At 38.7% G+C, this 26,921-nt stretch carries 27 protein-coding genes; 18 read left to right on the forward strand and 9 right to left on the reverse strand.

Annotation, left to right across the window (positions count from 1 at the left end):
- Window positions 1–646: 646 nt before the first annotated feature.
- Window positions 647–1,555, forward strand: a complete 909-nt coding sequence (locus tag J2X07_RS05165) for a DMT family transporter (RefSeq protein WP_310257248.1) — start codon at window positions 647–649, stop codon at window positions 1,553–1,555.
- A 98-nt stretch (window positions 1,556–1,653) separates the two neighbouring features.
- Here the strand turns inward: J2X07_RS05165 and def are convergent, their stop codons facing one another.
- On the reverse strand, window positions 1,654–2,205 hold the full coding sequence (def, locus tag J2X07_RS05170) for a peptide deformylase (RefSeq protein ID WP_310257250.1): 552 nt from the start codon (window positions 2,203–2,205) through the stop codon (window positions 1,654–1,656).
- A gap of 537 nt (window positions 2,206–2,742) precedes the next feature.
- Here def and pdhA point away from each other — a divergent pair.
- The 5 genes from pdhA (at window position 2,743) to J2X07_RS05195 (ending at window position 8,018) form a co-directional block, all read left to right on the forward strand.
- On the forward strand, window positions 2,743–3,825 hold the full coding sequence (gene pdhA / locus J2X07_RS05175) for a pyruvate dehydrogenase (acetyl-transferring) E1 component subunit alpha (RefSeq protein WP_310257252.1): 1,083 nt from the start codon (window positions 2,743–2,745) through the stop codon (window positions 3,823–3,825).
- Between the two features lies 1 nt (window position 3,826).
- On the forward strand, window positions 3,827–4,804 hold the full coding sequence (locus J2X07_RS05180; RefSeq protein WP_310257254.1) for an alpha-ketoacid dehydrogenase subunit beta: 978 nt from the start codon (window positions 3,827–3,829) through the stop codon (window positions 4,802–4,804).
- A 102-nt stretch (window positions 4,805–4,906) separates the two neighbouring features.
- Window positions 4,907–6,226 carry a dihydrolipoamide acetyltransferase family protein gene (locus J2X07_RS05185; RefSeq protein ID WP_310257256.1) on the forward strand — a complete coding sequence of 440 codons (1,320 nt, stop codon included), beginning with the start codon at window positions 4,907–4,909 and terminating at the stop codon, window positions 6,224–6,226.
- A gap of 4 nt (window positions 6,227–6,230) precedes the next feature.
- The gene (lpdA, locus tag J2X07_RS05190) at window positions 6,231–7,643 is read left to right on the forward strand and encodes a dihydrolipoyl dehydrogenase (protein ID WP_310257258.1); all 1,413 of its coding nucleotides are present in this window, start codon (window positions 6,231–6,233) and stop codon (window positions 7,641–7,643) included.
- 138 nt (window positions 7,644–7,781) lie between these two features.
- Window positions 7,782–8,018, forward strand: coding sequence for a hypothetical protein (locus J2X07_RS05195; protein ID WP_310257260.1), 237 nt, complete (start codon window positions 7,782–7,784; stop codon window positions 8,016–8,018).
- 49 nt (window positions 8,019–8,067) lie between these two features.
- Here J2X07_RS05195 and J2X07_RS05200 read toward each other — a convergent pair whose 3' ends face one another.
- Window positions 8,068–8,493, reverse strand: coding sequence for a DUF1885 family protein (locus J2X07_RS05200; RefSeq protein ID WP_310257261.1), 426 nt, complete (start codon window positions 8,491–8,493; stop codon window positions 8,068–8,070).
- Between the two features lie 215 nt (window positions 8,494–8,708).
- Here J2X07_RS05200 and J2X07_RS05205 point away from each other — a divergent pair, with 215 nt between their 5' ends.
- Both J2X07_RS05205 and J2X07_RS05210 read left to right on the forward strand, forming a co-directional pair.
- On the forward strand, window positions 8,709–9,008 hold the full coding sequence (locus tag J2X07_RS05205) for a DUF3055 domain-containing protein (protein ID WP_310257263.1): 300 nt from the start codon (window positions 8,709–8,711) through the stop codon (window positions 9,006–9,008).
- 114 nt (window positions 9,009–9,122) lie between these two features.
- A complete protein-coding gene (locus J2X07_RS05210) occupies window positions 9,123–9,245 on the forward strand; it encodes a GapA-binding peptide SR1P (RefSeq protein ID WP_310257265.1) in 123 nt (40 codons plus the stop codon).
- A gap of 42 nt (window positions 9,246–9,287) precedes the next feature.
- Here the strand turns inward: J2X07_RS05210 and J2X07_RS05215 are convergent, their stop codons facing one another.
- Window positions 9,288–10,766: an aminotransferase class I/II-fold pyridoxal phosphate-dependent enzyme gene (locus J2X07_RS05215; protein ID WP_310257266.1), complete on the reverse strand. Its 1,479-nt coding sequence runs from the start codon at window positions 10,764–10,766 to the stop codon at window positions 9,288–9,290.
- A gap of 124 nt (window positions 10,767–10,890) precedes the next feature.
- On the opposite strand from J2X07_RS05215, the gene J2X07_RS05220 reads away from it, so the two are divergent.
- The gene (locus J2X07_RS05220) at window positions 10,891–11,853 is read left to right on the forward strand and encodes an NAD(P)H-dependent flavin oxidoreductase (RefSeq protein ID WP_310257267.1); all 963 of its coding nucleotides are present in this window, start codon (window positions 10,891–10,893) and stop codon (window positions 11,851–11,853) included.
- Window positions 11,854–11,955: 102 nt separating this feature from the next.
- On the opposite strand, the gene J2X07_RS05225 is transcribed toward J2X07_RS05220, so the two are convergent.
- Window positions 11,956–12,585 carry a YktB family protein gene (locus tag J2X07_RS05225; RefSeq protein WP_310257269.1) on the reverse strand — a complete coding sequence of 210 codons (630 nt, stop codon included), beginning with the start codon at window positions 12,583–12,585 and terminating at the stop codon, window positions 11,956–11,958.
- 150 nt (window positions 12,586–12,735) lie between these two features.
- Here J2X07_RS05225 and J2X07_RS05230 point away from each other — a divergent pair, with 150 nt between their 5' ends.
- Both J2X07_RS05230 and J2X07_RS05235 read left to right on the forward strand, forming a co-directional pair.
- Window positions 12,736–12,924, forward strand: coding sequence for a hypothetical protein (locus J2X07_RS05230; RefSeq protein ID WP_310257270.1), 189 nt, complete (start codon window positions 12,736–12,738; stop codon window positions 12,922–12,924).
- A 113-nt stretch (window positions 12,925–13,037) separates the two neighbouring features.
- Entirely contained in the window at window positions 13,038–13,832 is a 795-nt protein-coding gene (locus J2X07_RS05235; RefSeq protein ID WP_310257272.1) for an inositol monophosphatase family protein, read from the forward strand.
- 402 nt (window positions 13,833–14,234) lie between these two features.
- Here the strand turns inward: J2X07_RS05235 and J2X07_RS05240 are convergent, their stop codons facing one another.
- Window positions 14,235–14,405, reverse strand: a complete 171-nt coding sequence (locus J2X07_RS05240; protein ID WP_310257274.1) for a DUF5325 family protein — start codon at window positions 14,403–14,405, stop codon at window positions 14,235–14,237.
- Window positions 14,406–14,558: 153 nt separating this feature from the next.
- Here J2X07_RS05240 and typA point away from each other — a divergent pair, with 153 nt between their 5' ends.
- Genes typA through J2X07_RS05255 form a run of 3 tightly spaced genes read left to right on the forward strand, consistent with a single transcriptional unit; the run spans window position 14,559 to window position 17,046 of the window.
- Window positions 14,559–16,394 carry a translational GTPase TypA gene (typA, locus tag J2X07_RS05245; protein WP_310257275.1) on the forward strand — a complete coding sequence of 612 codons (1,836 nt, stop codon included), beginning with the start codon at window positions 14,559–14,561 and terminating at the stop codon, window positions 16,392–16,394.
- 30 nt (window positions 16,395–16,424) lie between these two features.
- Complete coding sequence (locus tag J2X07_RS05250) at window positions 16,425–16,754, forward strand: YlaH-like family protein (RefSeq protein ID WP_396193567.1); 330 nt, start codon at window positions 16,425–16,427, stop codon at window positions 16,752–16,754.
- Window positions 16,755–16,767: 13 nt separating this feature from the next.
- Entirely contained in the window at window positions 16,768–17,046 is a 279-nt protein-coding gene (locus J2X07_RS05255) for a hypothetical protein (RefSeq protein WP_310257277.1), read from the forward strand.
- Between the two features lie 251 nt (window positions 17,047–17,297).
- Here J2X07_RS05255 and J2X07_RS05260 read toward each other — a convergent pair whose 3' ends face one another.
- Both J2X07_RS05260 and J2X07_RS05265 read right to left on the reverse strand, forming a co-directional pair.
- The gene (locus tag J2X07_RS05260; protein WP_310257279.1) at window positions 17,298–17,498 is read right to left on the reverse strand and encodes a YlaI family protein; all 201 of its coding nucleotides are present in this window, start codon (window positions 17,496–17,498) and stop codon (window positions 17,298–17,300) included.
- A 94-nt stretch (window positions 17,499–17,592) separates the two neighbouring features.
- Window positions 17,593–18,225 (reverse strand): YhcN/YlaJ family sporulation lipoprotein, encoded by a 633-nt coding sequence (locus J2X07_RS05265; protein WP_310257280.1) that lies wholly within the window; start codon window positions 18,223–18,225, stop codon window positions 17,593–17,595.
- A gap of 133 nt (window positions 18,226–18,358) precedes the next feature.
- On the opposite strand from J2X07_RS05265, the gene J2X07_RS05270 reads away from it, so the two are divergent.
- Window positions 18,359–19,693 (forward strand): PhoH family protein, encoded by a 1,335-nt coding sequence (locus tag J2X07_RS05270; RefSeq protein WP_310257282.1) that lies wholly within the window; start codon window positions 18,359–18,361, stop codon window positions 19,691–19,693.
- Between the two features lie 43 nt (window positions 19,694–19,736).
- Here the strand turns inward: J2X07_RS05270 and J2X07_RS05275 are convergent, their stop codons facing one another.
- Window positions 19,737–20,240 (reverse strand): peptidyl-prolyl cis-trans isomerase, encoded by a 504-nt coding sequence (locus tag J2X07_RS05275; RefSeq protein ID WP_310257284.1) that lies wholly within the window; start codon window positions 20,238–20,240, stop codon window positions 19,737–19,739.
- Window positions 20,241–20,382: 142 nt separating this feature from the next.
- On the opposite strand from J2X07_RS05275, the gene J2X07_RS05280 reads away from it, so the two are divergent.
- The 3 genes from J2X07_RS05280 (at window position 20,383) to pyc (ending at window position 25,781) form a co-directional block, all read left to right on the forward strand.
- Window positions 20,383–20,652 (forward strand): YlaN family protein, encoded by a 270-nt coding sequence (locus J2X07_RS05280; protein WP_396193595.1) that lies wholly within the window; start codon window positions 20,383–20,385, stop codon window positions 20,650–20,652.
- A 492-nt stretch (window positions 20,653–21,144) separates the two neighbouring features.
- A complete protein-coding gene (gene ftsW / locus J2X07_RS05285) occupies window positions 21,145–22,314 on the forward strand; it encodes a putative lipid II flippase FtsW (protein WP_310257289.1) in 1,170 nt (389 codons plus the stop codon).
- A 23-nt stretch (window positions 22,315–22,337) separates the two neighbouring features.
- Window positions 22,338–25,781, forward strand: coding sequence for a pyruvate carboxylase (gene pyc / locus J2X07_RS05290; protein ID WP_310257291.1), 3,444 nt, complete (start codon window positions 22,338–22,340; stop codon window positions 25,779–25,781).
- Window positions 25,782–26,019: 238 nt separating this feature from the next.
- Here the strand turns inward: pyc and J2X07_RS05295 are convergent, their stop codons facing one another.
- Window positions 26,020–26,916 carry a COX15/CtaA family protein gene (locus tag J2X07_RS05295; protein WP_310257293.1) on the reverse strand — a complete coding sequence of 299 codons (897 nt, stop codon included), beginning with the start codon at window positions 26,914–26,916 and terminating at the stop codon, window positions 26,020–26,022.
- Window positions 26,917–26,921 lie beyond the last annotated feature (5 nt).

Raw genomic sequence — 26,921 nt, forward strand, 5'->3', positions numbered from 1 at the left:
TTTTCATTTATTACCCTCCGTTCCATTTTTTATTACATAGTATGCGTAATAATGGTTGTTTTTTTAGAGGGAAATTGTGTTAATCCATTTTAATTGCGCTTGAGCGGCTAAAAGCTCGAGGTCACACGTTTTTTCGAGGAACACAAAAGGCGTGTTCATGCTCAAAAACTTTTGTGCTTGTCACTTTTAAACGAGCCGCTTCAGCTTTTATTTTATCCAGCTTCAATGACCAGACACTTGAGGTCACTTTTCTCTTTCCCTAGACACAAAAAGCGTGTCTTCAGTCAAGATCAAAGTGCTTGCACCACAGGCACAAGTGCAACATCAGTTTGAATGAGAGTCAAACTGTGTTTTCTATGTCTTGTCTTAACGGTCATTTTAGCTTTTATTTATCCAGCTTCAGCGGCTAAAAGCTCGAGGTCACAACGTTTTTTCGAGGAACACAAAAAGCGTGTTCATCCTCAAAAACCTTTGTGCTTGTCACTTTTAAATGAGCCGCTTCAGCTTTAATTTTATCCAGCTTCAATGACCAGACACTCGAGGTCACTTTTCTCTTTCCCTAGACACAAAAAGCGTGTCTTCAGTCAAGATCAAAGTGCTTGTCGTGTCTTAACGGTCATTTTAGCTTTTATAACTAGGAGGATTTATGAAACTTTATTCTGCTCTTTTTACGCTGAGTCTTATTTGGGGGATGTCGTTTTTATTTATAAAAGTTCTATTGGAAGTGTTTGATCCATGGCAAATTGTTTTTATTCGATGCGTTCTTGGGGCATTGACGATCTTGCCGATTATTTTATTGCGCAGACAAAAAATAAAAGTTAAAGTTCTTCCTTTGAAATCTCTGTTCTTAGTCGGATTATTAAATGCTGGAATTCCGTGGGGATTGATTGCATTAAGTGAAACATTTCTAGATAGCGGCTATACAGCTATTTTAAATGCTACCACTCCTATTTGGACGGCGATGATGGGAGTCCTGTTTTTCTCTGTAAAAATGAAATGGAAACAGTGGATAGGTGTTTTTGTTGGGTTTGTAGGAATTATTTTTTTAATGGGTGCCAATACGCCTGGGCTATCCAAAAGTGAGTTTCTTATCGGTATTTTATTTATGCTCTCGGCCACTTGCTGTTATGGGTTTAGTTCACAATATGCTAAAAAGCATCTTCAACAAACGTCTGTATGGATTACAGCATTGGCCACTTTACTCGTAGGTTCCATTATTAGCGCTATGATTATGAGTTTTACAGGGGGCTGGCATTTACCTGTACATGAAGTGACACATAAAGCTGTTCTTTCATTGCTGGGATTAGGTATTTTTGGCTCTGGTCTAGCATACTTACTCTTTTATTATATGATTTCAGCGGGATCAGCTGAATTTGCAGCCCTTGTCACTTATCTTGTGCCGGTTTCAGCTGTCATATGGGGGAGCGTATTACTTAATGAGAAAATTCCTCCCATCGCATTTTTGGGCTTGTTTTTAATTTTTCTTGGCGTTTATTTAACAGGACGAAAAAAGTCTGCAAGATCAGCGTCAATGGAGCATAATCGTACAGCATAGGTAAGGGCTTGCGTCACTTACTTTATTAACGATTTCCTTTTAAATCATGCAAAAAAGCTGGCTGCACACGAATTTAGTGTGTTATGCCAGCTTTTTTGTTAACGAATGGTTACTGAATTTGATGGCGGTTCAAAGGGGTTCTTTTCATCTATCCGATCATAAAACATAATGCCATCCAGATGGTCCATCTCATGCTGGATACAGATGCCTGGCAGACCTTTCAATTTCAACTCTACTAAAGATCCATCAGGGGTATATCCCTTAACGGTTACTTTTGCGTAACGGGGAACAAAACCAGGAACATCACGGTCTACAGATAAACAGCCTTCACCGCTATCTAAATACGTCATCTGTACCGAATGACTAATGATTTTGGGATTCAATAAAGCATAGCTATACAATTTTCCTTCATCATCTGTTACATGCATGGCGAAAATTCGCTTGGATACACCAATCTGTGGTGCCGCAAGACCAATTCCGGGTCTTAATTTATATTTTAGAGAAATTTCGGGATCTTGACTGTTCTTAACAAATTCCAGCAGTTGATTGGCAACAGCAACATCTTCCTCTGAAAATGGCTGGGAAACTTCGGCAGCTTTTTGTCTAAGAACGGGATGTCCTTCCCGCACAATATCTTTCATTGTTAACACGCGCAAAACCTCCGGTGACCTAATATGTTTTTTTAGATAATTTGCTCTTATCATAACATAGAACTTTTTTTGTAAAAAAGAACTCAAATTATTAATAATGATTTATTCCTGGAATATACCGATTCCTTTTATCAACGAACTGTTTTGGGACTGATACAGAATAGGATAACTAATGAAACAGTTTTATAATACAGCGATTACAGGAATAGGAAATATGAATCTTAATTTAGTAAAAAATCTTATTTATCATAAGGATTGACGGACTTTATCGGCTGGTGTAAACTAATTTACGTGCAAAGGGATGTTGTGTTACTATAAATACATATTTTAAGTAATACAGCTAGGATGCCTTCAATGGGTTTAGCTCTTGAATACAAGGGAAAACTTCTATTGGTAGCTGAGGGTATGCCTTAAAGCCTTTAATATATGAAAACCTGTCTTAAAAACGCAGTACTTTGGGCAACCTGTAAAATATGTGCAGCTTTTTATAGATAGGGAAAATTGACAGGGTTAAAAGAAAGGAAGAGGTGACTTTTCATGGCGAAAACAATTGATGCTGTTCAAGATCAATTTGAAACTTTTCAAATTCTTTCAGAAGATGGAGAAGTAGTTAATGAATCAGCAATGCCTGATTTATCTGATGAACAGCTCCAAGAAATTATGCGTCGCATGGTTTACACTCGTATTTGGGATCAGCGTGCGATTTCATTAAACAGACAAGGACGTTTAGGATTTTATGCACCAGTTGCTGGCCAAGAAGCTTCAATGCTTGGATCACAATTTGCATTAGATAAGGAAGACTGGATTTTACCAGGTTACCGTGATATTCCTCAAATTGTATTCCACGGATTTCCATTATCTCAAGCATTTTTATGGTCACGCGGACATTTCGAAGGCGGTCAGATTCCTAAAGAAGTAAACGTACTTATGCCTCAAATCATTATCGGTGCACAAATTATTCAAGCTGCCGGTGTTGGTTTTGGATTAAAGAAAAAGAATCTTAAAAATGTTTGTATTACTTATACAGGTGACGGTGGAGCATCACAAGGTGACTTTTATGAAGGTCTTAACTTTGCAGGTGCTTATAAAGCAAACACAATCTTTGTTGTTCAAAATAACCGTTTTGCGATTTCCGTTCCAGTTGAAAAGCAATCTGCGGCAAAAACAATTGCTCAAAAAGCTGTTGCAGCTGGTATCGAAGGCATTCAAGTTGACGGAATGGACGTACTTGCTGTTTATGCAGCTACACAACAAGCTCGTGAACGTGCTGTAAATGGTGAAGGCCCTACATTAATCGAGACATTAACGTATCGTTATGGTCCACATACGATGGCTGGTGATGATCCGACTCGTTACCGTACTAAGGATTTGGATAACGAGTGGGAAAAGAAAGATCCACTTGTTCGTTTCCGTAAATTCTTAGAAAAGAAAAACCTTTGGACTGAAGAGAAAGAAAATGAAGTAGTTGATCAAGCGAAGGAAGATATTAAAGCAGCGATCAAAAAAGCTGATGGAGCGCCAAAGCAAAAAGTTACAGACCTTATTAACTTTATGTTTGAAGAAGTGCCTTTTAACCTTCGTGAGCAATTAGAAGAATATACAGCAAAGGAGTCGAAATAATATGGCTCAAATGACCATGATTCAAGCAATTACAGACGCAATGCGCACAGAATTGAAAAACAATGAAAATGTGCTCGTGTTTGGTGAAGATGTAGGTCAAAACGGAGGAGTATTCCGTGCGACTGAAGGACTTCAAAAAGAATTCGGTGAAGATCGTGTGTTTGATACTCCTCTTGCAGAGTCTGGAATTGGGGGACTTGCAATAGGTCTTGGGCTTACTGGTTTCCGTCCGGTTATGGAAATCCAATTCTTCGGTTTTGTATTTGAAGTATTCGATTCAGTTGCTGCACAAATGGCACGTATGCGTTACCGTTCAGGAGGAGTTTACAATTCTCCAGTAACCATTCGTTCACCATTTGGCGGTGGAGTTAAAACGCCTGAATTGCATGCAGACAACCTTGAAGGTTTAATGTATCAAACGCCAGGAATTAAAGTTGTTATTCCGGCAACACCTTATGATGCAAAAGGTCTTTTGATTTCAGCGATTCGTGATAATGATCCTGTTGTTTACTTAGAGCACATGAAGCTGTACCGTTCTTTCCGTGGTGAAGTGCCAGAGGAAGAATATACAATTGAAATCGGGAAAGCAGATGTGAAACGTGAAGGTAAAGATGTTTCGATCATTACTTATGGAGCTATGGTCCATGCTTCATTAAAAGCTGCAGAAGAGCTTGAAAAAGACGGCATCTCTGCTGAAGTAATTGACCTTCGTACGATCAGTCCGCTGGATATTGACACAATTGTTGCTTCTGTTGAAAAAACAGGCCGTGCAATCGTTGTTCAAGAAGCACAAAAACAAGCTGGTATCGGTGCGTTCGTTGTAGCTGAAATTAACGACCGTGCAATTCTTAGCCTAGAAGCTCCTGTACTGCGTGTTACTGCACCAGATACTGTCTTCCCATTTGCATCTGCTGAAGATGTTTGGCTTCCAGATCATCGTGATATTGTAGAGAAAGCGAAGAAAGTCTACAATTTCTAAAAAATTGAAAATTAGCTGAAAGGGCTGTCTATTTGAGACTGCTTCTTTCAGCCTTTTCACATCAGTGACAAAATTAGATTGAACAAATAGGAGGCGTTAATCTTGGCATTTGAATTTAAGCTTCCCGATATTGGTGAAGGAATTCACGAAGGTGAGATTGTAAAGTGGTTTGTAAAAGCAGGGGATACAATTAAAGAAGATGATATCCTGCTTGAAGTTCAAAACGACAAAGCCGTAGTTGAAATTCCATCTCCAGTAGACGGTAAAATTTTAGAATTAAAAGTAGACGAAGGTACAGTATCTGTTGTTGGTGATGTACTTTTAACAATCGAAGCGGAAGGAGAAATTCCTCCATCTGCACATGGTGACAGTGAAGAAGCTCCTGAACAGCCAAAAGCGAAAGAAGAAAAAGAAGTTACGGCTGATCAAGCTAAAGAAACTGAGAAAACAGCTGAAAAGACTGAAGATACAGCTAAAGAAGAACCAGTTGACGAAACGAAGCGCGTAATTGCTATGCCTTCTGTTCGTAAATATGCTCGTGAAAAAGAGATTGATATCCGTAAAGTTACAGGTTCTGGAGATAATGGACGTGTACTTAAAGAAGATATCGACAAATTTGCTAGTGGTGGAGGAGAAGCAACTGAAGCTCCTAAAGCTGAACAAGCAGAACAAAAGGCTGACACAGCTAAGAAAGAAGCTCCAAAAGCTATCCCGGCTGGAGAAATGGAAACTCGCGAGAAGATCAAAGGAATCCGTAAAGCGATCTCAAAAGCGATGGTTAACTCCAAACATACAGCTCCACATGTTACACTAATGGATGAAGTGGACGTTACTGATCTTGTTGCACACCGTAAGAAGTTCAAACAAGTTGCGATGGATAAAGGTATTAAGTTAACTTATCTTCCATATGTGGTAAAAGCATTAACATCAGCTCTTCGTGAGTACCCTGTATTGAATGCATCCATTGATGATGCAAATGAAGAAATCGTGTACAAGCACTATTTCAACATCGGTATTGCAGCTGATACAGATAACGGATTAATGGTTCCAGTTGTAAAGGAAGCTGATCGTAAATCGATCTTTAAGATCTCTTCTGAAATCAATGAACTAGCTACAAAAGCTCGTGATGGTAAACTGTCTGGTGAAGAAATGAAGGGCGGATCTTGTACGATCACAAATATCGGTTCTGCCGGCGGACAGTGGTTCACACCGGTTATCAACCACCCAGAAGTAGCGATCCTTGGTATTGGCCGTATCGCTGAAAAAGCAGTTGTTAAAGATGGAGAAGTTGTTGTTGCACCAGTATTGGCTCTTTCTCTAAGCTTCGACCACCGTCTGATCGATGGTGCAACTGCACAAAATGCATTGAATCACATTAAGCGTTTGTTGAACGATCCACAACTATTAGTAATGGAGGCGTAATTCGATGGTAGTAGGAGATTTTCCGATTGAGTTAGACACACTTGTTATTGGTTCAGGTCCTGGGGGATATGTAGCGGCAATTCGTGCTGCACAATTAGGACAAAAAGTGGCTATTGCGGAAAAAGGCGAGATGGGCGGCGTTTGTTTGAATGTCGGTTGTATCCCATCAAAAGCTTTAATTAATGCAGGTCACCGTGTTGAACATGCTAAACACTCTGAAGACATGGGGATTAAAGCTGAAAACGTAACTGTTGATTTCAGCAAAGTCCAAGACTGGAAAGCTGGTATTGTTAAAAAGCTTACAGGCGGTGTTGAAGGTCTTCTTAAAGGAAATAAAGTTGAAATCATTCGTGGTGAAGCGTATTTCGTTAACGAAAACACAGTTCGTATTATGGATGAAAAGAATTCTCAGACTTACACATTCAAAAACGCTATTATTGCAACAGGTTCACGTCCGATTGAAATCCCAGGTTTCAAATGGAGTGACCGTGTCATTTCTTCTACAGGAGCACTTGCACTTAAAGAAGTTCCTAAAAAGATGGTTGTAATCGGCGGAGGATACATCGGTATGGAGCTTGGAACTGCTTATGCTAACTTCGGTACAGAAGTAACCATTCTTGAAGGAAGCAAGCAAATCCTTCCTGGTTTTGAAAAGCAAATGAGCCAAGTGGTATCTAAACGCTTGAAGAAAAAGGGCAATGTTGAAGTATTCACTGAAGCAATGGCTAAAGGCGTAGAAGAAACAAAAGACGGTGTAACAGTTACAGCAGAAATTAAAGGTGAATCTAAAACGTTTGAAGCTGATTATGTTCTTGTTACAGTTGGCCGTCGTCCGAACACTGAAGAACTTGGTCTTGAGCAAGTTGGCGTTGAAATGTCTGAGCGCGGCTTGATTAAAATCAACAAAAAAGCTCAAACAAGCGTAAATGGCATCTATGCCATTGGTGACATTGTTGAAGGACCAGCTCTAGCTCACAAAGCTTCTTATGAAGGTAAAGTAGCAGCGGAAGTTATCAGTGGACATGCAGCTGAAATCGACTATATGGCGATTCCTGCGGTAGTATTTACTGATCCAGAACTTGCTACAGTTGGCTATGACGAAAAATCAGCTAAAGATGCAGGATTTGACGTAACCGTATCTAAATTCCCATTTGCAGCTAACGGTCGTGCCCTATCAATGAACGAGACTGATGGTTTCATGAAATTAATCACTCGTAAAGAAGATGGACTGGTACTTGGGGCTCAAATTGCAGGCGGAAACGCATCTGATATGATTGCTGAGTTAGGTCTTGCGATTGAAGCAGGAATGACAGCTGAAGATATCGCGATGACAATTCATGCTCATCCGACATTTGGAGAAATTGCAATGGAAGCTGCTGAAGTGGCTATCGGATTACCTGTTCACATTGTAAAATAATGCATCAATAAACCCCCTTTGTGATACGTTCACAAAGGGGGTTTTGTTGTGCTTAGTATTATCAAATTGTGTTTCTGCCAAGACTTATTTTCTGCCTTGTCACATACCATTTACTAATAGTATGTGATGGAGGACATGATGATTATTTTATTTTGTTTAATTAGTCAAGCTGTGATCTGGTGCGGATATTCTTTGGTTTTATATCTTTCGCATCATGATCATTCTTTTTATGAAACGATATTAATGTTCATGTTTGCTTATTTTGGCTATCTTGTTGCTTTAAGATTGATTCAAAACACGAAGCTTTCTATTTTGTTATCTTTGTCTGCAGCATCCATTTATTTGATAGGAAGAATTGTGCTTTTCACTATCTAACAAGGAAGTCCAATCATATGATTGGACTTCCTCAGTTTTCGCGGAATTATTACTTTTTCGGGTAATGATACATAACCCTTCCATTAAAGAGATGCAATTCTCCTTTTAATTTAGCCGCTAAATATTTGCAGTATTCATTCGCCTTGCCTTTGTCACCATGTGTGGAAATATCAGTAAGAGTGAATTGGATATAGCTAGTATGAGTGTGATCTTCTCCTTCTTCCGTTCCCACACCTACTAAGATATATTTGTGTGTTCGAGGATCTTTTCCTTTTAAATAAAACCAGTTCCCATTTGCATCTTCTTTTTCTTCAATTGTATAGGGAAATGCAGCTTCGGAGTAACCCCATGAGAGCTGTTCACCCGTTTTTGCTGTGTTGGTCATAAAAAAATTGAATAATTCTTTAACTTCTTCCACAGTAATGTTTTGTTTCAGAGATGCAGGAACAAGCTTAATATAGGCATTTTTGGACAATGTACCTCACTCCAATAGGTCATTTTTAACAATAAATGTACATAGAATAGTTTATCATATATTAAGAAGATTTTGACAATATAAGTTTAAGCACCATTGAACAAGGGAATAACCTATACACTCAAAACGTATTTCACTAGTGATTATTTCAATACATTGCAGATCGGCATACTATACGGCATTGAGAGCATTTCAATCATACGAGGAGGGGTAATATGGAATGGTTTGAAAAATTGTATGATGAAAGTGAATCAGTGAACGTTAGGTTTGTAGGGTTTACAACAGATACGGTGCGCTATGATTTTGGGATTGTGTATACGAATATGTTTTTTGGCAAGCCACTTGTGGTTTGCATGCAAACCGGCAGATCAGCATTGCTGGATTCCAATGATATGAGAAACCTTGATTATATTAAGCAAGTATTTCATATTAAATCTCTCAAAGAAGCAGAAGATTTAGCATTGTTTTTTGAAGAAGCTGTACCAACACTACCCGTTGTTGAACAATATGATTAATAATCATATTTTTTTAATGTGTTATACTAAAAACCGTTGACAAATTAATTGTGACATAATATTATACAAGTATAAACAGTAAGCGCTTTCAAAATGTGAAGGGAGATGGATCGGATGGGAGTAATCATTTGCCAAACATGTGAAACAACAATTGAACATTTTGAAGAAGAGAAGGTAACCACTTTATATTCTAAAAAATGTCCACATTGCCAAGAGCAAGCTAAATTGGAGAAATAAGAAATAAAAAGAAGACCGGCAAACGGTCTTCTTTTTTTGCGGCTAGCGTATCGCTACTTGTTCTTTAATCACTTTTAAATAATTTAAGCTGGCATCTTCTGGCCCTTGAACAGGTAACCCAGCTTCAAGATTTTCTTTAATATAAGCTAAATTTTCTTTTGTGATAATTTCACCAGGAATGAAAATTGGAATGCCTGGCGGATATACCATGACGAACTCAGCAATAATTCTTCCGGCTGATTCATCAAAAGGAATGCTTTCAGTATTTGCGTAAAAAGCATCACGCGGAGAAAGAGCCAAAACCGGTATATCTGGAACGTGTACAGGAAGCAGAGATTGCACTTCAGTTGTTTCAGAAGAACTCTTTATTGCTGATAATTGATTGAGAGCTTCAACTAGTATCATTGTATCTCTTTCATGATCTGCTGTTGTAATTAAACAAAGTATGTTATACAAATCGGATAGTTCAACTTCGATGTTATGTTCTTCACGAAGCCACGTTTCTGCTTCATACCCAGTTATTCCAAGATCTTTTACAGAAATTAGCAGTTTTGTAGGATCGTAATCAAATGTAGCGGATGTACCAAGTCTTTCTTCGCCGACACAATAAAGGTTAGGAATATCATTAATTTTAGCTCTTGTTTCATTTGCCAGTCGTAATGTTTTTTCGATGAGCGTATATCCTTCAGTAGCGAGACGTCTTCGTGCAGCATCTAATGAAGCTAACAAAATATAAGAAGTAGAAGTCGTTGTAAGCATACTTAAAATAGTCTGTATACGTTCAGGAGAGACAAGACCTTCTTTAACATTTAAAATGGAACTGCCGGTCAATGATCCTCCGAGTTTATGAACACTTGTGGCAGCCATATCTGCCCCAGCTTGCATAGCTGATAGCGGCATATGATCATGATAGTGAATTAAAACACCATGTGCTTCATCGACAAGTACCGGAACATTCGATCTGTGAGCAATTGTCACGATCTCTTTTAAATCAGCAGCAAATCCAAAATATGTCGGGTTGATAACAAGTACTGCTTTCGCATCAGGATGCTGATTCAAAGCTTTCTCTACGCTGTCAGGCGTGATTCCGTGAGAAATCCCCAACTCAAGATCAATTTCCGGGTGGATAAAGATCGGGGTTGCTCCGGAAAATACGATTGCTGTCATTATTGATTTATGAACATTTCTTGGTACGATAATTTTATCGCCAGGTGATACAACAGACATTATCATCGTCATTATGGCACCGCTCGTTCCTTGTACGGAAAAATACGTATGATCAGCTCCAAAAGCTTGTGCAGCTAATTCTTGAGCTTTCTTGATCATCCCTTTTGGGTGATGCAGATCATCGAGTGGTGCAATGTTGATTAAGTCAATTGAAAGGGCGTTCGGTCCAATAAAATCTTTAAATTCTTCATCCATCCCTTGCCCTTTTTTATGACCAGGAATGTGAAATTGTAATGGGTTATTGCTTGCATGTTTACGCAAGCCTGTAAACAATGGAGTTTCGTGTTGAGACAATTTTTACTACACCTCATCTATTATGAACTAAATGCAATATCAATAATTTATAAAACAAATGAATTATAACAGAAAATGCATGAAGATGTAAGTAAATGATTGAATTTTCAAGGGGGATATTTTAATGTTTAAAACACGAATTACAACGATGCTTAATATAGAAATACCAATTATACAAGGGGGATTGGCTTATTTAGCCTATTCCGAGCTGGCAGCTGCGGTTTCAAACGCAGGAGGGCTTGGCCAGATCACGGCGATGTCTCTGCCGGACACCCAATCATTGCAAACAGAAATCAGGAAGACGAAAAATCTGACTTCAAAACCATTCGGAGTTAACTTCGCCATCGGACAACACGGCAGGACATATGAAGAGATGCTGGAGACAGCTATTGAAGAAGGTGTTGAAGTCATTAGTATAACAGGAGGAAATCCCGCACCAGTTTTAAAAAGATTAGAAAATACGACTGTCAAAAAGCTCGTTCTTGTAGCAAGTAAAAGACAGGCTATTAAAGCAGAACAATTAGGTGCAGATGCTGTAATGGCTGTCGGACAAGAAGGGGGAGGGCATATTGGCAAAGATGATATTGGTACATTCGTTTTAATCCCTCAAGTTGCTGAAAGCCTATCTATTCCTGTTATCGGTTCGGGGGGGATAGGAGATGGAAAAGGACTTATGGCTGCTATCGCTTTAGGTGCCGAAGGGATTGAAATGGGAACACGGTTTATTGCTACGCAAGAATGTGTACACGCTCATCCGAACTATAAAAAAAGAATCCTTGAAGGCACAGAAAACGACACAGTCGTAATAAAAAGACAATTAGGTATGCCTGGTAGAACATTGAATACTGCTTTCGCACAAAAAATAATTGAAGAAGAAAGCAAGAATGCAACCTATGAACATTTAAAATCATATATAAGCGGAAGAGCTAACCGAAAGTTTATTTATGAAGGCGATGAGACCGAGGGATTTGGATGGGCTGGCCAAGTGATCGGAAGAATTAAAGAAATCCTTACAGTGGAAGAACTATTCCGGCAGATTAAGGAAGAAGCCAAGTCTGTTCAGCAAAAATGGAACAGCCTTTTATAACACTTTTCTAACAATAGTGATACATACCCATACATTTGTGCATGACGGCAATATACTAGTGGTAAGAAGCAGTAGAAAACCTGCTTCCTGCCACTTTTTTTATTAAAGTTCCTTTTTTAACGCGTAGAGGGGCATTAACGTTTTAAATGTTTCATCCAAGCGGTCATACCAATCATGTGCAGACATTTTAACAGCCTCATCTTTTGGTATGTGAATACCGCATAGCAGCTCAGCTTTTTTTACGGTACTTAGACGCAATGCCATTTCTTCTAATTTTTTCTTCTTAACGTCACGATGTTTGAAGCTTTCAGGTTTTGTATGATCATCCGACCAGACAAAGGAATCCGGGATCTTAGTTTTAATCTTTTTGAGATTTTTCTTAAGCACTTTCCCGTATGTATCTTTAATCGGTGCTTCGTATATTAAAGCAAACCAAACAAAAACATGCGTCCCGAATAATCCAATCTGAAAATGAGGAAGCATCTTATAGCCTCTTTTATTTGGTGCAAATGCGACCCAAGTATCCTTCGGAGGATTCACAGTCCGTCTGGCATGTTTTGCCACATGAAAGTACATTTCCTCACCGGTTAAAACGGTTAATTCATCAGCATATTTTTTTCCAAGTGTTTCAAGTTTAGGACGGATATGATTGATGATCTGTTCCATTCGCTGCTCTAGACCATCTGTTTGAAACACGTTAAAATCTTCTTCCTGAAATCCATTAAACGACATGAGCTTATTCCTCCTGATTTAGAAACGATACAAAAAATTCTATCACACAAGCCTCTTTAATAAAAAATGTTTGCGTAAAAGCCGTCTCCATATACATCTGCCATTCATAAAATAAACAAACGAAAACGAAAAAGAAAGGATGTGCCGGCAATGAAACAAGTAATTAACACCCTTAAACGAACGGATGCTGAAAGAAGAATACCTGTACTGAAACTTGAGATTGATTATGAGTTGGCCACATTGTTCGATGCTTTAAAAGAAAAAGATCAAAAACAGATTAATGAATGTAAACGTAAATTAGAACGATTACGGCTGGAGCTCGTGAGATTGGAAGCATGATTCAACAAAAGAGCGGATAGCAAAAACGAATCCATCAAGAAAGGATGGTTCGTTTTTTTGTGATGAAACGCAATATGGCATATACTAATATGGAAAGGCAAGGGGTGGTATTGATGAAAAATGAGAAATGGATCACAATTGAACAAGCCGCAAAAAAGTGGGTGCTGGAAGCTGCGAAACTTTTAAAAGACTCATTTGAGAACACATTAACAATTACATATAAGTCTCATATCGCAGACCTTGTCACGGATATGGATAAGAAGGTCGAACAATTTTTTATTCAAAAAATCCAAGAATCATTTCCAGACCATAAAGTACTGGGTGAAGAAGGCTATGGTGATGACGTTCAAAGCAAATCAGGTGTCATATGGATTATTGATCCGATTGATGGGACCACAAACTTTGTACATCAGCAATCGAATTTCGCAATTTCAATCGGTATTTATGAAGATGGAGTTGGAATTTTAGGGATTATTTTTGATGTTGCAAGCGGAGATTTTTTCTTCGCTAAAAAGGGTGAAGGTGCTTTCCTGAATGATGTTAAGCTCCCGATGCTTGAAAATGTTGCACTATCTGAAGCTGTAATTGGTGTGAATGCGACTTGGGTAGGTCCGAATCGAAGAATTAATCATGAAAATGTTCAAAGCATTGTTAGAAAATCCAGAGGAACTAGATCTTATGGATCTGCGGCAATTGAACTGGCTTATGTGGCTTCAGGAAAAATAGATGCATATTTAACAATGAGACTGTCGCCGTGGGATTTTGCAGCGGGAATTATTTTATTAAATGAAGTAGGCGGAATCGCAACAAATGCTGATGGGAAACCAATCCGTCTACTCGAACAAAACAGCATCCTTGCGAGCAAACCAGGTCTCCATGGAGAAATGCTGGATCATTTATTAAAATAAAAAGCTGTTTTCGTAAATTTTGTTGCTATTGAAAGAGGTCAATTCCGCTGCATGGGCTCGCTTTCCGCAGGGTGTGCGGTGAGCCCCCTCCGTACTGTGTACAGTGAGAAATCTCACCTGTCTAGCTACAACGGTTAGCCCCTCGAGATCAAAAGTTAAATGGTCCTGAAGGCAAAAAGCGCCTTCTTAGCCCATCTCCCTTTTGCTTGTCGGAGCGGTACAAACCGTTTTCGCTTTTCGTCTGTCCCACTCATCCTGCAGGAGTCTCACCCATTCCGCTCCAATTAACTTTTCCATGAAGAATTTCTCAAACATTAACTCGAAATAGCAATAATTTTTAGTAATAAGCTTTTAAAAAAAGTTTTTAGAAAATAAATCCAAATAAAAAAAGAGAGCATTCAATTACGAACGCTCTCTTTGTTTTTTTCTTAACGTAAATCCTAACCCCATCAAAATAATTACCAAAACTACAGAAATAATAAAAATAAGAAAACTTTTTTCACCAATTGCAACACCAATACCACAAATGGATAATGCCGTTAACAGCGAAATAATAAAGAAAATTGCCTTCATGATGACCTCCACTGTAGAAAACTTGTCTATACTTACTATTAAGTGTATCGAATTTAAGTAAAAAGAAAAAGCCTAAACATAAAAATATGATATAATAGTCAAGTTGAACAAAAAAATGACTTAAAGAGATATAGTTATAAGGAGAGAATAACTTTGAATAGAAGAGAAGATTTACGCAATATAGCGATTATTGCCCACGTTGACCACGGTAAAACAACACTAGTGGACAAACTGCTTCATCAATCAGGAACGTTCCGTGAAAATGAACAAGTAAACGAACGTGCTATGGATTCAAACGCTCTTGAACGTGAGCGCGGAATTACCATTCTAGCGAAAAATACAGCAATCAATTATAACGACAAGCGTATTAACATTATGGATACGCCTGGACATGCCGATTTCGGCGGAGAAGTTGAACGTATCATGAAAATGGTAGACGGTGTACTTCTTGTTGTTGATGCATATGAAGGTTGTATGCCTCAGACTCGTTTCGTTTTGAAAAAAGCTTTAGAACAAAAATTAACACCAATCGTTGTCGTTAACAAAATTGACCGTGACTTCGCTCGTCCTGAAGAAGTAGTTGATGAAGTAATCGACTTGTTTATCGAGCTTGGTGCTGAAGAAGATCAGTTAGAATTCCCGGTTGTTTATGCATCTGCATTAAAAGGGACTGCAAGTATGGATCCTGAAAAGCAAGATGAAAATATGACAGCTTTGCTTGATACGATCATTGATACTATTCCTGCTCCTGTGGATAACAGTGATGAGGCGCTTCAATTCCAAGTAACGATGCTTGATTACAACGATTACCTTGGACGTATCGGAATCGGACGTGTATTCCGTGGAACAATTTCAGTTGGTCAGCAAGTTTCACTTATGAAACTAGACGGATCTGTTAAGAAGTTCCGAGTAACAAAACTATTTGGTTTCTTAGGCTTAAAGCGTATTGAAATTACTGAAGCAAAAGCTGGAGATCTTATTGCAGTTTCAGGAATGGAAGAGATCAACGTAGGTGAGACGGTTTGTCCAGAAGGGAAAGAAGAAGCACTTCCGGTTCTGCGTATTGACGAGCCAACTCTTAAAATGACGTTCCTTGTTAACAACTCGCCGTTTGCTGGCCGTGAAGGTAAATTCGTAACTAGCCGTAAAATTGAAGAGCGTTTAATGTCTGAACTTGAAACAGATGTAAGTTTACGCGTTGAAAACACTGAATCACCAGATGTTTGGATCGTTTCAGGCCGTGGTGAACTTCACCTTTCAATCTTGATTGAAAACCTTCGTCGTGAAGGATTTGAGCTCCAAGTATCAAAACCTGAAGTAATCGTACGAGAAATTGACGGCGTTAAATGTGAGCCAGTTGAACACGTACAAATCGACATCCCTGAAGAATACACAGGTGCGATCATGGAATCATTAGGTGACCGTAAAGGTGATATGAAGAACATGGTTAACAATGGTTCTGGACAAGTTCGTCTAGAGTTCATGGTACCTGCACGAGGATTGATCGGTTACACAACTGAGTTCTTAACACAAACACGCGGTTACGGAATCTTAAACCACACATTTGACAGCTATCAGCCAATGGTTGCTGGTAATGTTGGTGGCCGCCGTCAAGGTGTTCTTGTTTCTATGGAGAATGGAAAAGCTTCTCAATATGGAATTATGGGTGTTGAAGACCGTGGTACGATCTTTATCGAACCAGGAACAGAAGTATACACGGGTATGATCGTTGGGGAGCACACTCGTGAGAATGACATCACAGTAAATATTGTTAAAATGAAGCAAATGACTAATATGCGTTCCGCAAACAAAGACCAAACAGTAAGTATGAAAAAGCCGCGTATTATGTCATTGGAAGAAGCTCTTGAATACTTGAATGATGACGAGTATTGTGAAGTAACACCTGAAAGCATCCGTCTTCGCAAGAAAATTCTTGATAAGAGTGAACGTGAAAGAATCGAGAAGAAAAAGAAGCTTGCTTCAAACTAAACTTCTTTTTGATGAGCGGGAGTGGGACTCGTGAAAGAAAACAATATCATGGCAGCAACTGGGGAAGATTCATCATCGATTGCTTTGCTATTAGGCATTCAGGATGATCCTGTCAGAGGTTTTTTACTGCTTTATTTACTCATCACCGTACTAAGTATCGTTGTTTTTAAATTAGGATTCGCAAAAAAACTGCCCCCATTGAAAACAGCAGTAATTTATCTGTTTTTAATTATAGGGTGTGTACCGCTTGCTTTTTTCGGGATCGGTCTTCCGGTCGCGGAAGGCTTAATTGCAGCAGCGCTAATCCTTATTATTTATAAGGTACGACTGCACCAAAGCAAGAAAGAAAAAGCTGAGTAAGGGGATCTCTTAAATGAAGCTTACAGACGCTCTTTCAAATTGGCTAAGTATAAAAAAGGTTCATGAAGAACGGCCAGCTGATTTAGCAGCAAAAGATACGTTTGATTTTTTTAGCGAGATTTTAAAAGAAGATCATAAAGTTGAAAACCTGTCTGTTTCGTTAAAAGGTCCATTTTATATTGTGGACTTCACGGCGGATGGTGTTGATCAATCCGAACGTTTTTTTGCGGATATGATTGATGCTCTATATGAAGGAATTGCGAATGAACCAAGGTTCAATGAAGAGTGCTGAATTTTTTTCAGCACTCTTTTTTGTTTTGTTAATTGATAAGCTGTGAATCTCTTCGTTCGCTTTGTTTTTGGGTGCATATGTAGGCATAGTAAGCTCCTGTGGTTACTCATCGCAATTCCTAGTAATTATGCAAGTTGTGGCTAATTACTCCTCTCCTCGAAACGACCTGCGAAACTGAGGGCTCAGGCAAAACAAAAAACTCGCTGTGTTCTACCAGCGAGTTTTATCATGTATGAATTTTTAACTTACTTTTACCAATCGTTATTGGTGTCAGGACTTCTATATAAAGTGAAATTACCTGTTGCAGCCCTCTGTGCTGTTTTGTCAGTAATACGCTCTTTGCATTTTTCGCACATAAAAGTGTGTATAGGACGATTTCTTAATTTTTTTGCAAGTAAACATTCGTTTTCAATGACTTCAATATTATCACATAATACGCATTTTACACGCATCGTATTTCACCTCTTTGTGTAAGTATACCACAAAGAAAAACCTAAATTAAACCAAAACCCCGTACGTCAGTAAGAAAAGACATACGGGCTTTTGTTATTGTGCATTCTTCAGGCGTTGAGGCTGGTTCTTATCTGATTTTTCTTGTTTCTGCTGTTCATTTTTTAGTTTCTGTTCATTTTTATTATTAAGCTGTTTGTTATTCGTCTCAGTAGGAGATGGTTTTTTTGTATGTGATGTTTGCGGTATTTGGGGCATTAACCGGCCTACGATAGCCGAAAGCTCTCTCATAATGCCTCCAATAGGATGACCTTGGCGAATTTCTCTGCCCATTTGGCGCAATCTTTCAACTGTATCCGGATCCGCGGTAATTACAGCGTTTTTTCCGTTCGGGTCTTCTTTAAGTGCTTCGGCAACAGAATATTTGATCGTTCCTACACGTGAATTATCTAATTTTCGGTCAATATCAATTCCAACTACAGCATAAGGACCTAATACTATTGCTGTTGCATCTCTAACACCGGGAATACCAGTTGCTAGTTGAACAAGGTGTTTGGAAACAGCCTGGTTTCCTTTCGTTCCTTTTTCCTTATTATCAGCCGTTTGATTAACTTTTGTAAGCTGCGGTGCATTTTGATCGGTTTGTGCATTTTCATTTTTTTTATTATTCATACAGCCGAACAAGACGAATATCGCACTTAAAACGGCAAGTAATCGAAGTGTTTTCATTGCAATCAATCCTTCCTAGTCATTTCCGTTATTTTTTGTACATTCTTCTAACTTTATTCTTTTACACATACATTTTTAAAAAGGCAGTCCATAAAAGCGATCAAATTCCAATACATTTAGGTCAGGAGGCTGAATGTTGAATACACGATACGTCCTTGATACGAACGTACTGTTACAGGATCCTTACTCGATACAATCGTTTGGAGATAATGAAGTAATCATACCTGCTGTTGTTTTGGAAGAAGTGGATTCCAAAAAACGCTACATGGACGAAATAGGAAGGAACGCAAGAGAGGTTTCCCGTTTAATTGACCGAGTGAGACAGAACGGGAGGCTACATGAAGGTGTCCCATTAGAAAATGGCGGGAAACTTCGTGTAGAACTTAACCATAAATCGTTTCAAAGATTGCAGGAAACGTTTGTCGAGCCAACAAACGATAATCGTATTCTTGCTGTGACATTGAATTTGAAATTAGAAGAAGAAGCTAAGAAAACGGGCATAAGAGTTGTGCTTGTGTCTAAAGATGTTTTGGTAAGAGTGAAGGCAGATGCTCTAGGAATTGTTGCTGAAGATTTTTTGAGCGACCGTGTTATCGATAAAAATGATCAAACTTATACGGGGTATAAAGAGATCTATGTGCAAGGAGATCTGCTTAATAAATTTTATGAAAAAGGCGAACTTCAACTCATTGAACTGTCTGGTCATTCATTTTATCCGCATCAGTTTGTGATTTTAAAGGATGTATTCAGAGCGTCGGTTTCAGCATTAGGAAAAGTGGATGATCATGGAAAGCTATTAAAACCTCTTCGATATGATTCTGAACAAATTTGGGGCATCCGTGCAAGAAATGTTCAGCAAAAAATGGCCTTTGAGTTATTGCTCCGTAAAGACTTGCCGCTCGTTACACTTATCGGAAAAGCAGGAACTGGAAAGACGCTTATCACGCTTGCTGCTGCTCTTTTGCAGACTGAGGATTTAAAGGATTACATCAAATTGTTCATTGCTCGCCCAATTGTACCAGTTGGGAAGGACATCGGTTATTTGCCTGGGGAAAAAGAAGAAAAGCTTAAGCCTTGGATGCAGCCGGTTTACGATAATTTAGAATACCTGTTCAATACGAAAAAACAGGGCGAACTTGAAAAGATCCTAGCCGGAATTGGTTCTATTCATGTTGAAGCCCTTACTTATATAAGAGGAAGAAGTCTTCCCGACCAATTTATTATTATTGACGAAGCACAGAACTTAACGAAGCATGAAGTAAAGACCATTTTGACAAGGGTAGGCGAGGGAAGTAAAATCGTACTGCTCGGAGATCCGCAGCAGATTGATCACCCTTATCTTGATGAATTTACAAACGGTTTGACTTATGTGGTAGAAAAATTAAAGGATCAGGCCATTAGCGGACATGTCAAGCTTGAAAAAGGGGAGCGTTCATCTTTGGCGCAATTAGCAGCCGATTTACTATAAAAGTAAAAAAGACAGCTCGTAAAATGAGCTGTCTCCAAACTTACTATTGAAGTGTAATACCTTTTATGTTTTTAATTGGGTTTTTCTTATTGCGCCCATCACCAAAGTAAAAATGTACAGGTCCATCTACTTTTAAGGGTTTTCCATTGTCGGAAAAGGCGAGATATCCTTGTTGTGCTTCTTCTAAAGTAATTTCAACATTACCGTCAGATGATGTAATCAAAACTTTATCTGTACCTGGCTTAGGTTGTGCGTTAAAGATAAAGTAAGAAAGTGAAATTGCAAATGAACTTGTCAGCAAAGTTTCTTTTAATGTTTTTTTAGGCTGCTGTTTATCTTGTTCAGATGGGGGGACGGCACCTTCTTGTAATTCTCTGTCCCAGTGGGCTGAAACATCTTTAAGGTATTTCTCTTGTTCACTTTCATTTGATTGACTGAAATCAAATAATGTATTCAAATCTTTCTTTCTGTCATCAAATATCCAAACTCCAGGATCTAAAGTTAAAGGGTAATTGACGTTTCCGTTTAGAGATACAATAAAATCCATAGAAACCTCCTTGAAAAATAAACACTATTTAAAGCATAGCATGATTATCCGAATACTGTAATATGTTGATTTTTTTATTTTAAACCTTTATATTTAAAGATAGAAGTTCGAGGGAACGGAGGGATGATCATTGTCCGCTGAGATGGCAACAGGACATCAGGAAAAAGCATATGAGCTTTTAAAAGCAGATGCAGATAAAATCCTGAAATTAATTGAAGTTCAAATGGAAAACTTAACTATGCCTCAATGTCCCCTCTATGAGGAAGTATTGGACACGCAAATGTTTGGTTTATCCCGTGAAATAGATTTTGCAGTACGCCTTAATTTAGTTAATGAAGAGGCGGGGAAACAATTGTTAGAATCACTTGAAAAGCAGCTGACTGCTTTGCATGATGCGTCTATGAAAAAATGATAACTACCAGTCCGAATTAATTGGACTGGATTTTTTTATATAGTCATATCGTTTAATTCAGTTTAGTTAAGTAAAATCAAAAGATTGTTTTCGTAAACTTTGTTGCTTTTTTCATGAGGTTAATTTCCGCACTTTGGACTCGCTTTCCTTAGTGTGTGCGCTGAGCACTCGTTAGAATAAGAATGAATCCTGCTCCTGCGTCTGCATGAAATCCTGCCGAAGTTAGCTTCCTCATCGCATACCTTTCTAGACGAATATTCAGGTAGCTGGTATGCAGGAGTCTCGCCCATAAGCTCCAATTAACTGTTCAAAGAAGAACATTCCAAAATCTCTTATTAGAACAACCTTTTACATAACAGTCAATCAAAAAAATGAATAATGCTTCGAATAATTAGATAACGGGTAAGGGAGTGAGAATAAAAGAAAAAGGTTTTCTATGATACAATATCTAATAATAAAGAATACATAAAAGAATTAATTGAGAGGAGAAATGTGAAGATCGTGAAAAAAGTAGTGCGGCCATATGACTATTCACTGCTCGTAGCCGTCCTATTGTTATGTAGTGCCGGATTAGTCATGATATACAGTGCGAGTATAGGGGTTACGATAAACAAGTATGAGTATAGTACAAATTTTTTCTTCCTCAGACAGCTCGTTTTTTTAATTGTAGGTCTATTCCTCATGTATTTTACAATGAGATTCAACATTCAAATTTACAAAAAAATGATGATGCCGATTGTGCTTCTTTCAATTGGAATGCTCGTTGCAGTATTGCTTTTCGGAAGGGAAGTTAACAACGCAAAAAGCTGGGTGTATATTGGGCCAGTTGGAATTCAGCCTGCTGAATTTATTAAGTTAACTCTTGCCATGTATTTAGCAGCTATATACTCAAAAAAACAAGGCAAAATGCATGATTTCAAAAAGGGAGTAATACCTCCATTAACTATTTTTGCCATCATGTTCTTCTTGATTTTATTGCAGCCGGATTTAGGGACTGGCATCATTGTTAGCGGCGTCGCAGGTGTCATCCTATTTTGTTCCGGAATTAAATTCAAACATATTTTTTCTATGGCAGCTTTCGCAGGCATTTGCGCAGTTGGTTTGTTTTTTAGGCTGAGTGATGAACAACTATCACGCTTTGATGCCGCATATGCACCATTTAAAGATTCTGCGGGGGATGGCTATCAGTTAGTAAATGCTTATGTATCGATGGCTGCAGGGGGAATAACAGGTTCTGGATTAGGTGAAAGTATCCAAAAGTATGGTTTCCTGCCTGAGCCGCACACTGACTTCATTATTGCCATCATTGCTGAAGAGCTTGGATTTGTCGGAGTATTTGTAATCATCTGTCTTTTAGCCTATATTGTATTAAAGGGTTTCTGGATAGGTATGCAAAGTACAGATACGTATTCAAGTCTTTTAGCCTTTGGAATCTCAGGAATGATCGGGATTCAAACGGTAGTTAATCTAGGTGCTGCTGTCGGGCTTCTCCCGATAACAGGAGTACCGCTGCCATTTATATCATATGGCGGATCATCCCTATTACTATTCTTAATGTCGATGGGGATTTTAATTAATATATCTGCAAAAGTAAAACTGAATAACAAAGTACCTGACAAAAAGCCGAATGTAAAAGAAAAGAGATTACGAGCAATAACGTAACGGTTAAAAGGAGAGGAACTGGAATGAACAGAAAGATCAGCAAAGTCTTAGTAGCAAATCGAGGAGAAATCGCAATCCGGATTTTCAGAGCGTGTACAGAGCTGAACATTCGAACAGTAGCCGTCTATTCGAAAGAAGATACCGGTTCCTATCATCGTTATAAAGCGGACGAAGCCTATCTTGTTGGTGAGGGAAAGAAACCAATTGATGCTTATCTAGATATTGAAGGCATAATTGAAATCGCGAAAACAAATGGTGTAGACGCGATTCATCCTGGTTATGGTTTTTTATCTGAGAATAAAGATTTCGCAATTCGCTGCCGTGAAGAAAACATCATTTTTATCGGACCAGAAGAAAGGCACTTAGATATTTTTGGAGATAAAGTGAAAGCAAGACAAGCTGCAATCGAAGCAAATATCCCTGTTATTCCTGGAAGTGATGGACCAGTAAACAATCTGTCAGAAGTAAAAGACTTTGCAGATTCAAACGGATACCCCATCATTATAAAAGCTTCAATGGGTGGTGGCGGCCGCGGTATGCGGATCGTTAGAAGCGAAAATTCGCTTAAGGAAAGCTATGAAAGAGCAAAATCAGAAGCAAAAGCTGCTTTTGGAAAAGATGAAGTATATGTAGAAAAGTTTATCGAGCGTCCTAAGCATATTGAAGTTCAAATACTGGCAGATAAAGAAGGGAATATCGTTCATTTATATGAACGTGACTGCTCTGTTCAAAGAAGACATCAAAAAGTGGTAGAAGTTGCTCCAAGTGTTTCTTTACCTGATTCATTGCGTCATGAAATCTGTGAATCAGCTGTATCCCTTTCTGAACATGTTGGCTACTTGAATGCCGGAACCGTAGAGTACCTTGTAACAGAAGACGGCAAATTTTATTTTATTGAAGTGAACCCGCGTGTACAGGTAGAACATACAATTACCGAGATGGTAACGGGTATTGATATCGTACAATCTCAAATCCTGATTGCAGAGGGCTTTTCATTGCATAGTGATGAGCTTGGGATTCCTGAGCAACAAGATATTTACTGCCATGGATTTGCCATTCAAAGCCGTGTAACAACAGAAGATCCTTCTAATCAGTTCATGCCTGATACAGGAAAAATCATGGCATACCGCTCTGGTGGCGGTTTTGGAGTAAGATTAGATGCCGGGAATGGTTTCCAGGGTGCTGTTATCACACCATACTATGATTCACTACTCGTAAAGCTTTCCACATGGGCACTCAACTACGAGCAGGCAGCATCAAAAATGTTTAGAAATCTAAAGGAATTCCGAATTCGAGGCATTAAAACAAATATTGCTTTCCTTGAAAATGTCGTAACTCATGAGAAATTCCTCACGGGTAATTACGATACATCCTTTATTGATACGAGCAGTGAACTATTTGTGTTTCCTAAACGTAAGGACAGAGGAACAAAGATGCTTACGTATATCGGTTCAACAACGATCAATGGGTTTCCTGGATTAGCCAAACAAGAAAAGCCATTGTTTGATAAACCGCGTGTACCGAAGCTTAAATTATCTGAACCTATTCCTTCTGGTACGAAGCAGCTGCTTGATAACGAGGGACCTGAAGCGGTTGCACAATGGGTAAAAAATCAAAAGAAACTCCTGATTACAGATACAACATTCCGTGATGGTCACCAATCACTTTTGGCAACTCGTGTAAGAACGAATGACCTTGTAAATATTGCAGAGCCAACAGCACGCCTAATGCCAGATTTGTTTTCATTAGAGATGTGGGGAGGCGCAACCTTCGATGTTTCATACCGATTCTTGAATGAAGATCCATGGGAGCGTTTATTAAAGCTTAGAGAAAAAATTCCGAATCTTCTGTTTCAAATGTTATTAAGAGCATCGAATGCTGTGGGTTACAAAAATTATCCCGACAATGTAATCGAGGAATTCGTTAAAAAATCTGCAATGGCAGGGATTGATGTATTCAGGATCTTTGATAGCTTGAACTGGGCAGAAGGTATGAAAGTAGCCATAAGAGCAGTCAGAGATTCAGGAAAGCTTGCTGAAGCTGCAATTTGCTATACGGGTGATATTCTCGACCCGAGCAGGTCGAAATATGATCTGAAGTATTATGTGAATTTAGCAAAAGAGCTTGAGCAAGAAGGAGCACATATTCTTGCGATTAAAGATATGGCTGGACTGTTAAAGCCGCAGGCAGCTTACGATCTCGTTTCAGCTTTAAAAGATTCCATTGATATTCCGATTCACTTGCATACACATGATACGAGCGGTAACGGAATTTATACGTATGCGAAGGCTTCTGAAGCGGGTGTTGATATTGTAGATGTTGCATTAAGTGCAATGGCAGGACAAACATCACAGCCTAGCAGCAACTCTCTTTTATATGCGCTAACGGGCAATGAAAGACAGCCTGATCTCAATATTCACCATGCTAATCAGCTTTCTTCTTATTGGGAGGACATCAGAAAATATTATCGCGGTTTTGAAAGCGGCATGACGTCTCCAGATCCTGAAGTCTATGAGCATGAGATGCCTGGCGGCCAATTCAGCAACCTGCAGCAGCAAGCAAAAGCTGTCGGACTTGGAGAGCGTTGGGATCAAGTGAAACAAATGTATCGAAGAGTTAATGATATGTTTGGAGATGTTGTAAAAGTAACGCCATCTTCTAAAGTTGTAGGAGACATGGCCTTGTATATGGTCCAAAACAATTTAACGGAAGATGATGTTTATGAGAAAGGTGAATCATTGGACTTCCCAGATTCAGTAGTTGAGTTCTTCCAGGGTTATATCGGTCAGCCTTATCAAGGTTTCCCGAAAGAACTTCAGCGCATTATCTTAAAAGGAAGAGAACCTCTCCATGTAAGGCCAGGGGAACTTTTAGAAGCTGCGGACTTTAATGATATCAAGGAAACGCTTTTCCATAAGATCAATCGTCAAATCACTAGTTTTGATGCCCTTTCTTACGCTTTATATCCTAAAGTGTTCTTAGATCGGGAAAAAGTTTATGCGCAATTTGGAGATGTTTCCGTGTTAGATACACCTACATTCTTCTATGGCATGACATTAGGAGAAGAGATTGAAGTAGAGATCGAACAAGGGAAAACGTTAATCGTTAAACTTGTGTCAATTGGTGAAGCTCAAAATGATGGTTCTAGAGTTCTCTACTTTGAACTTAATGGACAATCCCGTGAAATCGTTGTTATAGACGAGAGCGCAAAAGTTTCAGTAACGGCAAAACAGAAATACGATCCTCAAGTTCCTGGTCAGATTGGTGCAAGCATGCCTGGGACGGTGATTAAAGTTTTAGTGGAGCCTGGTGAAAAAGTGAAAAAAGGTGATCATCTCATGATTACAGAAGCCATGAAAATGGAAACGACTGTACAAGCACCTTTTGACGGAAGAGTGAAAGAAATTACTGTAAAAGATGGGGAAGGCATTAGTGCTGGAGACCTGTTAATTGAATTAACAAAATAACGAATAAAAAGGATGGCCCGAATATCGGGACATCCTTTTTGGTGTAAGGCATTTTTTCTCAAGGTTGTTTTCTATAGATTCTTTTCTAATTCTTCGTGAGATGCAACGCAGCCGATGTTTTTCGTATAAATTTTTGTAATGAGTTGATAAGCTGCAAATCCATCTATTTGCAGGTTCCTGACTCTACTACGTTCAATCCAACAAAAAAACCGGCAAATTTGGCCGGCTTTTTAATCGATCAAGTTATTTTTTTTCGATATACAATCAATGCAATAAAGGATAATGTTCCAAATAAAAAGGAAATGATTAATCCGTGAGATAAAGCTACGAATAAGTTAAGATTTGAAATCACAATCAACGACCCAGATGCTGCTTGCAGAAAAATGAAAAGAAGTGCAAACTGGAATCCTTTGTTTAAAACTTTTTGATCTCGATAATGTTTTCTGGCATGATACCACGAATATAGAATCCATATGAACAAGATGAACGCTGCGGTACGATGCAAATAATGAATGCTCGCTTGCTTGGTAAACTCGGGTATCAATGATCCATTACACAGTGGAAAGTCATCTGAGCAACCCATAGCTGATCCAGTATGACGCACTAGAGCACCCGTATACACGACCAGATACATATAAATAAAAAGCCAATAGATGTTCTTTTTAAATGATCGGGAAACAGTTGCAATGTATGGTTTGTCCCAATCCTCAAAAGAAAGAATGGCTAGCATCAACACACTCGCAAATGAAACGAGTGAAAAGCCGAAGTGAGAAGCTAAGATGAGTGAAGATTGGCTCCAAATTACGGCAGCTGCTCCTAACAGTCCTTGTAATACGATAAAGAATACGGAAATAAAAGCAAGTATCTTAATCTCTTTTTTGTGCGGCTCTCTTCTCCATGCCCATATTGCTAATATGATAACCAATATTCCAAGCCAGGCAGAAACTGCACGGTGACTGACTTCAATTATAGTTTCTAATTTAGGCTGTGTCGGTAAAAGTTGACCATAGCAAAGGGGCCAAGAATTACCGCAGCCATCTCCAGAATCTGTCTTTGTTACGATAGCTCCCATTAAGAGGACAAGCAGCATTCCAAAGGAAGTGATGATTGAATAAATTTGATATGCTTTTTTCAAATAAT

Source organism: Fictibacillus barbaricus (genome assembly GCF_031457135.1).
Lineage (GTDB): Bacteria > Bacillota > Bacilli > Bacillales > Fictibacillaceae > Fictibacillus > Fictibacillus barbaricus_A.